The organism is Streptomyces sp. NPDC043878 (genome assembly GCF_056435735.1).
This window is the reverse complement of the sequence record NZ_JBWKDW010000020.1, coordinates 34,417-47,198: the sequence shown is the minus strand read 5'-3', so window position 1 is coordinate 47,198 and position 12,782 is coordinate 34,417. Positions and strand designations below refer to the sequence as shown.

Below are 12,782 nucleotides of genomic sequence, written 5' to 3'. Positions count from 1 at the left end.
CGGCCAGCCTAGCGACCGGTTCCTGGCGCCGACAGGCCACGTGAGGGGGACCTTTCAGGAGTCGGGGCGCTGTGAGCCCACGAGCCACATGGAGAAGAACTGCGATCCTCCGCCGTAGGCGTGCCCCAGCACCCTGTGCGCCCCCTCCACCTGGTGTTCTCCGGCCTGACCGCGCACCTGGAGGGCCGCCTCCGCGAACCGGATCATGCCGGAGGCGCCGATCGGATTGGCCGACAGGACACCCCCCGACATGTTGACGGGCAGATCGCCGTCCAGCTCGGTGACGCCGGCCTCGGTGAGCTTCCAGCCCTCCCCCTCGTCGGCGAACCCCAGGTTCTCCAGCCACATGGGCTCGTACCAGGAGAACGGCACGTACATCTCGACGGCGTCGATGTCGCGTCGCGGGTCGGCGACGCCGGCCTGCCGGTACACGTCGGCCGCGCAGTCCTTGCCGGCCTGCGGCGACACGAAGTCCTTGCCGGCGAACAGCGTCGGCTCGCTGCGCATGGCGCCGCCGAGCATCCAGGCGGGCGGCCGGGGAGCGCGGGCGGCTCCGGCCCGGTCGGTGAGGACCATCGCGCAGGCGCCGTCGGAGGAGGGGCAGGTCTCCGAGTAGCGGATCGGGTCCCAGAGCATCGGCGACGCCTGCACCCGCTCCAGGGTGATGTCGTGTTCATGCAGATGGGCGTAGGGGTTCTTCAGCGCGTTGCGGCGGTCCTTGTACGCGACCAGCGAGCCGACCGTGTCGGGTGCGCCGGAGCGCCGCATGTACGCGCGGACGTGCGGCGCGAAGAAGCCCCCCGCGCCGGCCAGCAGGGGCTGCTGGAAGGGGATCGGCAGGGACAGGCCCCACATGGCGTTCGACTCGGACTGCTTCTCGAAGGCGAGGGTCAGCACGGTCGCGTGGACACGCGCCGCCACCAGGTTGGCGGCGACCAGGGCGGTGGACCCGCCGACGGAGCCCGCGGTGTGCACCCGCAGCATGGGCTTGCCCACGGCGCCCAGCGCGTCGGCGAGGTACAGCTCCGGCATCATGACGCCCTCGAAGAAGTCGGGCGCCTTGCCGATGACGACGGCGTCGATGTCGGCCCAGGTCAACTCGGCGTCGTCCAGGGCACGTCGGGCGGCCTCGCGGACGAGGCCCGCGATGGACACGTCCCGGCGCGCGGCGACGTGCTTGGTCTGGCCGATGCCTACGACGGCCACGGGCTCCTTGCTCATCGCGGATCCCCTTCGAGTACGGCGACCAGGTTCTGTTGCAGACAGGGACCGGACGTGGCGTGGGCGAGGGCGCGGTCGGAGACGCCCCGGTGGATGCCGGCGGCGGCCTCGCCGATGCGGATCAGCCCGGCGGCCATGACCGGGTTGGCGGCGAGCGCGCCTCCGGACGGGTTGACGCGCACCGACTCGCCGAGCCGCAGCGCCCGGCGCAGGACGACCTCCTGCGAGGTGAAGGGCGCGTGCAACTCCGCGGTGTCCACGGGCCGTTCGAAGGCACCCGCGCGTTCGGCGGCCAGCCGGGCGGAGGGTGAGTCGGTGAGGTCGCGGACGCCCAGGCCGTGCGCCTCGATGCGGTGGTCGATACCGCGGATCCAGGCGGGCCGCCCGCACAGGTCCCGGGCGCGTTCCCCCGCCGCGAGGATCACGGCCGCGGCGCCGTCGCCGACCGGCGGGCAGTCTCCGGTGCGCAGGGGTCGTACGGCGTACCCGCCCTGCGGCACCGAACCGCGCAGCTGGGCGTGGGAGTTCGCGGTGGCGTCCGCGCGGCTGCGGGCGCCGACGGCGGCCAGCGCGGGCTCGTCGGTGGCTCCCGCGTCGATGAGCGCCTGCGCCTGGAGGGCGGCGAGGGAGACGGCGTCGGGCCACAGCGGGGCCACGTAGTACGGGTCGAGCTGCCGGGTCAGGACGTCGCGCACCGACCCGGGCGAGGACTTGCCGTAGGAGTAGACGAGGGCGGTGTCCGCGTCCCCCGTGAGCAGCTTCGTCCAGGCCTCGTACAGCGCCCACGCGCCGTCCATCTCGACGTGCGACTCGGAGATCGGCGGCCAGGCGCCCACACCGTCGAGGGCGAGGGTGAAGGAGAAGGCCCGGCCGGCCAGGTAGTCGCTGGAGCCGGAGCAGGTGAAGTCGATGTCGGCGGTCTTCAGTCCGGTCGCGTCGAGCACCTCGTGCAGGACCGGCATGAGCAGCTCGACCTCGGAGAGTTCCTCGCTCGTGCGCCGGTGGTCGGTCTGCGCGAAGGCGACCACGGCAATGTCACGCGTCACAACAGCTCCTTGTAGGTGTCGTACTCCGCGTCGGCTTCGCCCGTGGGCCGGTAGTGGTCGGGATGGCGGGCGCCCTCCTTCCACACCGGTTCGACGCGCAGGCCCATGCGCACCTGGTCGTAGGGGATGCCCGCGATCCGGCCGTGCAGGGCGAGATCGGCGCCGTCGAGGGCGATGTGGGCGTAGACGTAGGGCACCTCGATGTCGAGGTTCTTCGCCTTGATGTTGACGATGCAGTACGTGGTGACCGTGCCGCGCGGACCCACCTCGACCTGTTCGGATGTGGCCAGGCCACATGTGGGGCAGGCACCCCTCGGCGGGACGTACACCTTGCGGCAGTTCGGGCAGCGCTCCCCCACCGTCCGCCGCGCGGAGAGGCCGGCGATGTAGGCGGACTGGGCGCGGCCGGGCGAGTAGGTGTAGTCGAGGCGGGCGGGCGCGACGATGCCCGTGACCATGTTCTCGAAGTCACCGCTGTGGCCGGTGGCCCCGTGTCGCCCGCCGGGGACCGTGTCCTCGTCCTCGGCGGAACCGTCGTACGGCTCGAAGCAGGCGATGTCGGTGATGGCGCCGGCGCGTTCCCCGGCCCAGCGGACCCGCACCCGCATCCCGCTGCGCACCGCGTCGGGTCCGGGTACGTCGAGGACGTGCAGCAGGGCGGTGTCGGCGCCGTCGAGGCGGACCAGGACCCAGGCGAACGGGGTGTCGAGGGGCTGACCGCGGCGGGGTTCGTGGTTCCAGGCCCAGGTGGTGACCGTACCGGTGGAGGCGACCTCGACGAGATCGCCTATCTCCTCGGCCGTGACCGGGTCGTACTCGACGGGCGGGACGAGCGTCCTGCCGTCGCGGGTCTGGACCCCGAGCACGACCCGCTCCCGCAGACCGGTGAGGAAGGCGCTCTGGACGGGGCCGAGGGAACGGGTGAAGGGGAATTCGAGGACGAGGGGCGCCTTGAGGACTTCGGGCATCGGGGACGGTCTCCTTCGCGGCTCGGGGACGCTGGTGGACGGGTGGCCGCACTCAGGCACGCCGGTAGACGGGCGGCCGCTTCTCGGTGAAGGCGCGGGCCCCTTCCCTGGCGTCGGCGGTGTCGAACACGGGCCAGCCGCGTTTCAGTTCGGCGGCCAGTCCGTCCGACTCGGTCATCTCGGCGGTCTCGTACACGGACGCCTTGACGGCCTCGACGGCCAGCGGGCCGCAGGCGTTGACCTGTTCGGCGATCGCCAGGGCCGCGGTGAGCGCGGTGCCGTCCGGGACGACCCGGCCGACCAGTCCGATGTCTGCGGCCTCCCGGGCGGTGTAGGAGCGGCCGGTGAGCAGCATCTCCAGGGCGTGCGTGCGGGGGATCTGACGCTGCAGGCGGACCGTGGAGCCGCCGATCGGGAACAGGCCGCGTTTCACCTCGAACAGGCCGAAGGTCGCGGACTCGCCGGCCACCCGGATGTCGGTGCCCTGGAGGATCTCCGTGCCGCCCGCGACGCAGTACCCCTCGACGGCGGCGATCACCGGTTTGCGCGGACGGTGATGGCGCAGCATCGCCTTCCAGTGCAGGTCCGGGTCGGCCTTGAGGCGGTCCCGGTGCCGCTCGCCCTCCATGCCCCCGCCGGCGAGGGCCTTGAGGTCCATGCCGGCACAGAACGCGCCACCCGCGCCGGTCAGCACGACCGAGCGGATCTCCGCGTCCTCGTCGGCCTCGACCCAGCCGTCGTACAGGCCCACGAGCATCGACAACGAGAGCGCGTTCCTGGCCTCCGGCCGGTTGAGCGTGAGCACCAGTGTGGCGCCTTCGCGCCGCACGGTGAGGTGTTCCGTCCCACCCATCGCCCATCTCCCCTCTGAAAGAACGAGAACAGGTTGCAGGAGGCGCGAAGGCACTTCAAGGGTTTTCTGACACTCAGTCAGATTTATTCGGCGCGAGCCCTTCCCAGTTGCCCCGCCCTTTGCTCTGATGACCGGCGAGCCGACAGTCGAGCGCCAGGAGGAGCGGTGGAGTACAACATTGCCGACCTGTTCGAGTCGGTCGTCGACGTGGTGCCGGATCGCGAGGCGCTGGTGTACCTGGACCGTCCCGGCACGGGCGCGGAACGCCGCCTGACGTACGCCGAACTGGACGCGGCGGCCAACCGCATCGGTCACCATCTGGTCGACAGCGGGATACGGCCCGGCGAGCACCTCGGGCTGCACCTCTACAACGGCGTCGAGTACCTCCAGACCGTGCTCGGCTGCCTCAAGGCGCGGATCGTGCCGGTCAACGTCAACTACCGCTATGTCGAGGAGGAGTTGGTCTACCTCTACCGGGACGCCGACCTGGTGGCTCTGGTCTTCGACGCGGAGTTCACCGACCGGGTGGCGGCGGCGCTGCCGCGGGCGGAGAAGCTGCGGCACCTGGTAAGGGTGGGCATTGCCCCGCCCGGGGCCGCCGAGGTGCCCGCCACCGCCTTCACCGACGCCGAGATCACCGGCTCGCCGCAGCGCGGCTTCCCACGGCGCTCGGGCGACGACCAGTTCATCATCTACACCGGCGGCACCACCGGGATGCCCAAGGGCGTGATGTGGCGCCAGGAGGACCTGTTCTTCTCGGGGCTCGGCGGCGGCGCGCCGACCGGGCAACCGGTCGGGAAACCGCAGGAGGTCGCCGAGCGGGTCGCGGCCGGCGGCGCGGGCATCACCTTCTTCCCCACTCCCCCGCTGATGCACGGCACGTCGACGCTGACGGCGTTCATCGGCTTCAACTTCGGGCAACGGGTGGTACTGCACCGCAAGTTCGCGGCCGAGGAGGTGCTGCGGACCATCGAGAGGGAGAAGGTCACCAGCATCTCCCTGGTGGGCGACGCGATGCTGCGGCCCCTCATCGACGCCCTCGACGGCCCCATGAAGGGCACCGACTGCTCCTCCGTGTTCAGCGTGTCGTCCTCGGGCGCGATCATGTCCGACACGGTGCGCCGCCAGTTCCGGGCCCACCTGCCGAACGCGATGCTGCTGAACAACTTCGGTTCCTCCGAGTCGGGCTTCAACGGCACGGCGACGGAGGACTCCGGGCCCGAGCGCGGCTTCCGCGTGCGCGTCAACTCCCGCACCCAGGTCGTCGACCCGGCGACCCGCGAGCCGGTCGCCGTGGGCGAGGTGGGCCGGGTCGCGCAGTGCGGCCACGTCCCGCTGGGCTACTACAACGACCCCGCGAAGACCGCGGAGACCTTCTACGAGAGGGACGGCGAGCGCTGGGTGCTGCTGGGCGACATGGCCACCGTCGACGAGGAGGGCGTGGTCACCGTCCTCGGGCGCGGTTCGCAGTGCATCAACACGGGCGGCGAGAAGGTCTACCCCGAGGAGGTCGAGCAGGCGCTCAAGACCCATCCGGACGTCTACGACGCCCTGGTGGCCGGGGTGCCGGACGTGAAGTGGGGCAACCACGTGGCGGCGGTGGTGCAACTGCGGAAGGGGGCGCCACGGCCCTCACTGGAGGACCTCCAGTCGTACTGCCGTATCCATCTCGCGGGATACAAGATCCCGCGGCAGCTGGTGATCACGGAAACGATACGGCGCTCGCCCAGCGGCAAGGCGGACTACCGGTGGGCTCGCGAGGTGGTGGTCACGGCGGATCGGTAGACGCGAGGCAGCGGGTCCCCGGTGGGTCTGCCGGGAGCCGTGGGCGTACTCTTTTCGCGCGGTTGACCCGGGCGTTTGAACGGAGTGCCGGGTGGGCCCGTACGCGAGGTCGGCGGCCCTGCCCCGTGGGCCCGGTCCGCCGTGCCATCAGCGGCTTCGCACGGAAGGACCCCCGGGTGTCGCACCTCACGCCCCCTCGTCAACTGCCGGAGACGGACGCGGACGCATCGGACAGAACCACAGCCGAGGAGACCTCGACCGCTCCCGCGGTGACCGGCGCCGAGCCCGGCGCCCCGGGGGACGCGAAGCCCGCTGACGGGGAGGTGACCGACGCGGCGGCCGGGGCGACCGAGCCGGCGGTGAACGCCGGGGCGCGGGAGGACGGGGCGGACAGACGCCCCGCGGCGGAGCGGGCGACGGACGGCGCGGAGGACGGCGCGGAGGACGGCGCGGAGGACGGGAAGGCGACCACCGAGGAAGACGTCCCGCACGCCACCTCCACCGGCGAGGCGACCACCGAGGCCGACGCCCAGCACGCCACCTCCACCGGCGAGGCGACCACCGAGGCCGACGCCCAGCACGCCACCTCCACCGGCGAGGCGACCGGCGAAGGGTCCGACGACGAGGTCGGCGACGAGGCGGCGGCCTCCATCTCCACGACCGCCGACCCCTCTTCCGGCCGCCCCGGCTGGTTCGGGTGGCGCCGTCGGCACCCCCGCGCCGCCCGCGCCGTGCGGGTGGGCACGAGTGTCCTGGCCGGGGCGCTGGTGTTCGTCGTGCTCGTCATACCCAACCGCCTCGACCGGATCAATCCGCAGGCGTTCCTCCGCCTCCCCGTCGAGGCGATCTTCCTCGCGGCCGTCCTGCTCGTACTGCCGTCGAGGGCACGGCGGATCACGGCCGTCGTCCTGGGGGCGCTCCTCGGACTGTCCACCGTCCTGAAGTGCCTCGACATGGGTTTCCGCCAGACTCTGGCCCGGCCGTTCGACCTGGTCTTCGACTGGGTTCTGCTGAGCGACGCGGCGGACTGGATGAAGGACTCGTTCGGCCGCTCGGGTGAGGTGCTCGCGGTCATCGGGCTGATCGTCCTGCTCGTCCTCGTGCTCGTGCTGAGCGCGCTCGCGACGGTGCGACTGGCGAACGTGATGGCCCGGCACCGGTCCGTGGCCGTGCGCGGCACGCTGGTCCTCGGCACGGCCTGGATCATCTGCTTCACCATGGGCGTGCAGTTCGGCGGCGTCACGGTCGCCACCAAGGGCTACAGCCAGTACCTCGCCAACCGCGTGCAGTACGTCCGCGACGGCCTCGGTGACGCCGACGTGTTCAAGAAGCAGCTCGCCGTCGACGCCTTCGCCGACACCCCGAAGGACCAGTTGCTGACCGGTCTGCGCGGCAAGGACGTGCTGTTCACCTTCATCGAGAGCTACGGCCGGGTGGCGATCGACGATCCGGCGATGGCCCCGGAGCTCGACGCGACGCTCAAGGAGGGCGACGCCAGGCTCAGGACGGCCGGTTTCGCGGCGCGCAGCGGCTGGCTCAGGTCGCCCGTGACGGGCGCCGGCAGCTGGCTCGCCCACTCGACGTTCCTGTCCGGCCTGTGGATCAAGAATCAGCAGCGGTACCGGACCCTGACCACCGGCGACCACGCCACCCTCACCAGCTACTTCCAGAAGACCGGCGCCTGGCGCACCGTCGGCATCGTCCCGGGCGTGCGCAAGGCCTGGCCCGAGGGCAGGTACTTCGGCCTCGACCACATCTACGACTCCACGCATCTCGGCTACCAGGGCCCCTACTTCAGCTGGACGCCCGTGCCGGACCAGTTCAGCCTGGAGGCGTTCCAGCGCCTGGAGCACGGCAAGAAGGACCGCGACCCGATCATGGCGGAGATCATCCTGGCCTCCAGCCACAACCCCTGGGCTCCCATCGCCCACACGATCGGCTGGGACGACCTCGGCGACGGCTCGGTGTTCGAGCAGATCAAGAAGGAGGGCAAGAACCCCACGGAGGTCTGGAAGCACCCGGCGAGCGTGCGCACCGAGTACCGCAAGGCCATCCAGTACTCCCTGGACAGCCTGACCCAGTGGATGCAGAGGTACGGCGACAAGAACACCGTCCTCGTCTTCCTCGGCGACCACCAGCCGGTGCCCACCGTCACGGGCGGCAGCACCAGCCGCGACGTCCCGGTCACGATCGTCGCGCACGACCCGAAGATCCTGGACCGCATCTCCGACTGGGGATGGACGGACGGTCTCAAGCCGGCCGCCAACGCGCCGGAGTGGGGCATGGACAAGTTCCGCGACCGCTTCATGACGGCGTACCAGAAGTGACGGCGCCCCCGGCCCTCTCGCGCGGCCGGGGGTTCTACACCGTTGTGGGCGGCGGCGTCGCGCTCCCCGCGAGGAACGCTTCGACACGACGGCTGAACCAGCGCGGGTCGTCCAGCCAGGGGTAGTGGCAGGCGCCGGGCTGGACGACGAACTCGGCGTCCGGGAACACCTGAGCGGCACGTCGGGCGAGTTCGGGGCGCGGGCCGCCGTCGAGTTCCCCGGCGAGCACGAGTACCGGCGCGGTCAGTGCCGCGAGGGCCGCCCGGGTCGCGGGCGGGTCGTAGGCGCCTTCGGAGCCGTACACGCCGGCCGCCTCGTCGTTGCACTCGTCGTCGCCGCGCGCGTCGTGCTGCTGAGCCGCCTCGTCCCATCGGCCGTAGAAGAACGGGGCGAACACGGGATCGAAGTCCCCGTCGCCCGCGAGCCACTTCTCGAACGGCGCGACCGCCTCCGCGAACCACGGCTCGTCCTTCCGCAGCCGCGCCGCGGCCAGCCGGTCCTCGGCCGTGACGGGCATCCCGAGCGCCCACGCTGTGGCGGTGATCAGCGCCAGCCGGGCCACCCGACGCGGGTGGCGGGCGGCGTACAGCGTCGCGAGATTGCCGCCCGCAGAGTGCGCGAGCACGTCCATCCGCTCCAGCCCCAGGTGGACGCGCAGCGCCTCCACGTCCCCGACCAGCCGGTCGCAGCGGTACGTCGCCGGGTCCTCGGGCACGGCGGAGTCGCCGGTGCCCCGCAGGTCGAGCAGGATCAGACGCCGGTGCGCGGCGAGTCCGCCCAGGTCTCCGAGGTAACGGGACGCCCGCATGGGGCCCCCGGGCAGCACGACGAGCGGCTCCCCGTCGCCTCGCACGTGATAGGCCAGTTCGGTTCCGTCGGGCGCGGTGAGAGTCGGCATGGCGTCGATCTTCGTAGCCGCGCGACGTGACCGCAACCAAATTGCCGCCCCTGCCGCGCGGCGCGCCGAGAAAGGGCCCGTCGACCTCTTGCCTGGGCCCGTCCGGTTTGGATTACTGATCCCAACAGCTCGACCGAATGATCGGTCGTCCGAATTGACGCGTTTGGTGAGGGAGACACCCCCATGGTGGATGCGACGGAGCCGCTGGACGCGGGGGAACGGCTCGACGCGGAGGCGCTGCGGGCCCTCCAGCTGGACCGGCTGCGCACCTCCCTGCGGCACGCCTACGATCATGTGCCCTTCTACCGGGAGTCGTTCGACAAGGCCGGTGTCCGCCCCGAGGACTGCCGGACCCTCGACGATCTGCCCCGGTTCCCCTTCACCACGAAGGCCGACCTGCGGGAGAACTACCCGTACGGGATGTTCGCCGTGCCCCAGGACCGGATCCGACGGCTCCACGCGTCCAGCGGCACCACCGGCCGCCCCACGGTGGTCGGTTACACGGACGGGGACCTGTCCCGGTGGGCCGACCTGGTAGCCCGTTCCCTGAGGGCGGCGGGCGGCCGGCCCGGGGACAAAGTGCATGTGGCGTACGGCTACGGCCTGTTCACCGGCGGCCTGGGCGCCCACTACGGCGCGGAACGGCTCGGCTGTACGGTCATCCCCGCGTCCGGCGGCATGACGGCCCGTCAGGTCCAGCTGATCCGGGACCTGGAGCCCGACGTCATCATGGTGACCCCCTCCTACATGCTCACCCTCCTCGACGAGTTCGAACGCCAGGGCGTCGACCCGCGCGGCACCTCCCTGCGCGTGGGAGTCTTCGGCGCCGAGCCCTGGACCGAGCGGATGCGTCAGGAGATCGAGGAGCGGTTCGCGATCGACGCCGTCGACATCTACGGGCTGTCGGAGGTGATGGGCCCGGGCGTCGCGCAGGAGTGCGTGGAGACGAAGGACGGGCTGCACATCTGGGAGGACCACTTCCTGCCGGAGGTCGTCGACCCGGTCACGGGCGAGGTGCTGCCGGACGGCGAGCGGGGCGAACTGGTCTTCACCTCACTCACCAAGGAGGCCATGCCCGTGGTCCGTTACCGCACCCGGGACCTGACGCGGCTGCTGCCGGGCACGGCCCGGGTGTTCCGCCGTATGGAGAAGGTCACCGGCCGCAGCGACGACATGGTGATCCTTCGCGGGGTGAACCTCTTCCCCACGCAGATCGAGGAGATCGTGCTGCGCACGCCGGGTGTCGCCCCCCACTTCCAGCTCCGGCTGACCCGCGAGGGACGCCTCGACGCCCTGACCGTACGGGCGGAGGCCCGGTCCGACGCGACGCCGGAGACCCGGGACGCCGCCGCCCGGGCGATCACGGCGGCCGTGAAGGACGGCATCGGCGTCTCGGTCGCGGTGGAGATCGTCGACCCGGAGTCCCTGGAACGGTCGGTGGGCAAGATCCGCCGGATCGTGGACCTGCGCCGGGACGGGAGCTAGGCCATCTCATGACATTGGTACCTCGCGGTCAGGCCTGGCGGGCGTAGGACGCGAGGCGATCGGCGAGCGCGATGACGAGGTCGCGCAGTTCATCGGGGCGCTCGATGACGAACGGCCGGTCCAGTGAGGCGAGTACCGGAGGCAACCAGTCGAGCCGCTCCGCCCGCAGCTCGACGCGCAGCCAGCGCTCGGTCGCCCGGTCCTCGCCTGCCGCGGGCTCGTACTCCTCCAGGCTCGCGACGCTGACGGGAAGGTGGGCGCGGATCTGCTCAACTGTCCCGTGGATCCGCAAGGTCACCTCATGCCGGTACGCGGCCGTGGCGAACGCTGACAACACACGCTGTGCCGGACCGGGACCCACGGGTGCTTCGAATGAGCCGGGCAGGGTCCGCGCGTCCGCGATGCGATCGAGCCGGAAGGTTCGGTCCTCGCCGATCCGGGCGTCCTTGCCCGTGACGTACCACCGGCCCGCATGGGCGACGATCCCGTACGCGTGCAGCGTGCGTTCGCCGTGCCGCCCGTCGCGGTCGGTGTAGCGGATCGAGACCGGTCGGTGGTGGCGCACCGCATCGGCGATGGTGAGCAGGACCCCAGCGTCCGGGGTGTCGAACTCGCCGGGCTGGTCCGTGAAAGCGAGAGCCTCCAGAAGTGTGTCGAGCCGACGGGCGATGTGCTTGGGCAGCACCCGCCGGATCTTCGCCGACGCCGTCTCGCTTGCCGTGCGCTCCGTCGTCGTCAGCCCTGCTCGGCGGCCGGCGACCAGGCCGAGCAGCACGGCCAGCGCCTCGTCGTCGCTGAGCATGAGCGGAGGCAAGCGGTACCCGGGGGCGAGCCGGTACCCGCCGTAGCGGCCGCGCACCGATTCCACGGGCACATCCAGTTCGATCAGCCGGTCCACATACCGCCGCACGGTGCGCCCTTCGACGCCGAGCCGGTCGGCCAGTTCGGCCACCGTCCGGGTGCCGCCCGACTGCAGCAGCTCCAGGAGTGTCAGCACGCGGGCAGTGGGTCGGGGCATGTGCACAACCTAACGCGAATACAGGACCGATTCTGTCCACTATTTCTCCTAGCCTGCGCAGTGCACGCCTCGCCTCCAGCACAGCCAAGGAGATCCCCATGGACTTCGTCTCGATCCGCATCATCACCAGCGACGTAGCGCGCCTCGTCGAGTTCTACGAGCGAGCCACAGGGGCGCGGGCGACGTGGGCCACCGAAGACTTCGCCGAACTCAAGACCGCGGGCGCCACCCTCGCGATCGCCGGCACCCGCACCGTCCCGCTGTTCGCCCCGGGCTCTGCCCGCCCGGCGGACAACCACAGCGTGATCACGGAGTTCCTCGTCGACGACGTGGACCGCGTTCACCAGAACCTGACCGCCTTCGTCACCGACTTCGTCACCGAGCCCACGACGATGCCCTGGGGCAACCGGTCGCTGCTGTTCCGTGACCCCGACGGCAACCTCGTCAACTTCTTCACCCCCGTCACCCCAGCGGCCATCGAAAAGTTCGCACGCTGACGCCACGCACAGCCGCTCACGCGGGAGCCTTGAGATCCCAGGCTCCCGGTGAACTACTACAACCACGCGCGGCCGCACGCCGCGCTCGGCGGCCGACCGCCCATCAGCCGGACCGCCGGGCGCGACTGCCGGATCGTTTTTCGACCAGTCGCCCAAACCACTCGCGGACATCCCGCAGCAGCTCACCTTCGAGGACTTCGCGTGACCAAGGTCCCGAGACACCACAGCCAGGGAGCCAGGGCCCGCTGTTCGGGTGCGGCCTGCCTGGCTCACGGGGTCCGGCGGACGCGGGTCACGTTCACGGGGTGCCACGGTTCCCACCGGGGGGACCGTCAGCCGCCGGGCGGCATCCGGCAGGCGCCGTCCCGGGTCAGCGCTCGCCCTCGGCCTCCGTGCCGCCGATCAGCGCGGTCCGCGGCGGGCCGCCGGACGCCGGGACGAGCTTCGGCGTGAGCGTGACCGTGATGCGCTGGGTCTGCGCGTGGGCGTACTTCCCGTCCGCCCCCGCGTCGACCACCCAGAGCCGTACCTTGGTGTGCGCGCCGGCCTCACGGGTCACGGCGACGGTGGCCTCGATCTCCACCGGGCCGAGCTCGAACCGGACGGCCTCACCGGCGCCGTCGGTCAGCGAGTCGGTCAGCTGCTGCCGCAACTCACGGATCATGTCGGACAGTTCGATCACGC

At 71.4% G+C, this 12,782-nt stretch carries 11 protein-coding genes; 4 read left to right on the top strand and 7 right to left on the bottom strand.

The window, feature by feature from the left end; all coding sequences use genetic code 11:
* Positions 1-54 precede the first annotated feature (54 nt).
* Genes AC07AZ_RS26055 through AC07AZ_RS26040 form a run of 4 tightly spaced genes read right to left on the bottom strand, consistent with a single transcriptional unit; the run spans position 55 to position 4,088 of the window.
* Entirely contained in the window at positions 55-1,221 is a 1,167-nt protein-coding gene (locus tag AC07AZ_RS26055; RefSeq protein WP_478851757.1) for a thiolase domain-containing protein, read from the bottom strand.
* Positions 1,218-2,267, bottom strand: a complete 1,050-nt coding sequence (locus tag AC07AZ_RS26050; RefSeq protein WP_478851755.1) for a thiolase domain-containing protein — start codon at positions 2,265-2,267, stop codon at positions 1,218-1,220. Before AC07AZ_RS26050 ends, AC07AZ_RS26055 begins: the two co-directional genes overlap by 4 nt.
* Complete coding sequence (locus AC07AZ_RS26045) at positions 2,264-3,235, bottom strand: Zn-ribbon domain-containing OB-fold protein (RefSeq protein WP_478851753.1); 972 nt, start codon at positions 3,233-3,235, stop codon at positions 2,264-2,266. The genes AC07AZ_RS26050 and AC07AZ_RS26045 overlap by 4 nt, the downstream gene beginning before the upstream one ends.
* Before the next feature lie 52 nt (positions 3,236-3,287).
* On the bottom strand, positions 3,288-4,088 hold the full coding sequence (locus AC07AZ_RS26040; RefSeq protein WP_478851751.1) for a crotonase/enoyl-CoA hydratase family protein: 801 nt from the start codon (positions 4,086-4,088) through the stop codon (positions 3,288-3,290).
* Positions 4,089-4,253: 165 nt separating this feature from the next.
* Between AC07AZ_RS26040 and AC07AZ_RS26035 the strand changes: the two genes are divergently transcribed.
* On the top strand, positions 4,254-5,873 hold the full coding sequence (locus tag AC07AZ_RS26035; RefSeq protein ID WP_478851749.1) for an acyl-CoA synthetase: 1,620 nt from the start codon (positions 4,254-4,256) through the stop codon (positions 5,871-5,873).
* Between the two features lie 650 nt (positions 5,874-6,523).
* A complete protein-coding gene (locus tag AC07AZ_RS26030; protein WP_478852013.1) occupies positions 6,524-8,200 on the top strand; it encodes an alkaline phosphatase family protein in 1,677 nt (558 codons plus the stop codon).
* A 34-nt stretch (positions 8,201-8,234) separates the two neighbouring features.
* Here the strand turns inward: AC07AZ_RS26030 and AC07AZ_RS26025 are convergent, their stop codons facing one another.
* On the bottom strand, positions 8,235-9,098 hold the full coding sequence (locus AC07AZ_RS26025; protein WP_478851747.1) for an alpha/beta fold hydrolase: 864 nt from the start codon (positions 9,096-9,098) through the stop codon (positions 8,235-8,237).
* Between the two features lie 183 nt (positions 9,099-9,281).
* Between AC07AZ_RS26025 and paaK the strand changes: the two genes are divergently transcribed.
* Positions 9,282-10,583, top strand: a complete 1,302-nt coding sequence (gene paaK, locus AC07AZ_RS26020) for a phenylacetate--CoA ligase PaaK (RefSeq protein WP_478851745.1) — start codon at positions 9,282-9,284, stop codon at positions 10,581-10,583.
* 28 nt (positions 10,584-10,611) lie between these two features.
* Here the strand turns inward: paaK and AC07AZ_RS26015 are convergent, their stop codons facing one another.
* Complete coding sequence (locus AC07AZ_RS26015; protein WP_478851743.1) at positions 10,612-11,601, bottom strand: helix-turn-helix transcriptional regulator; 990 nt, start codon at positions 11,599-11,601, stop codon at positions 10,612-10,614.
* Between the two features lie 98 nt (positions 11,602-11,699).
* On the opposite strand from AC07AZ_RS26015, the gene AC07AZ_RS26010 reads away from it, so the two are divergent.
* On the top strand, positions 11,700-12,098 hold the full coding sequence (locus tag AC07AZ_RS26010) for a VOC family protein (protein WP_478851741.1): 399 nt from the start codon (positions 11,700-11,702) through the stop codon (positions 12,096-12,098).
* 370 nt (positions 12,099-12,468) lie between these two features.
* On the opposite strand, the gene AC07AZ_RS26005 is transcribed toward AC07AZ_RS26010, so the two are convergent.
* Positions 12,469-12,780, bottom strand: coding sequence for a trypco2 family protein (locus AC07AZ_RS26005; RefSeq protein ID WP_478851739.1), 312 nt, complete (start codon positions 12,778-12,780; stop codon positions 12,469-12,471).
* Positions 12,781-12,782 lie beyond the last annotated feature (2 nt).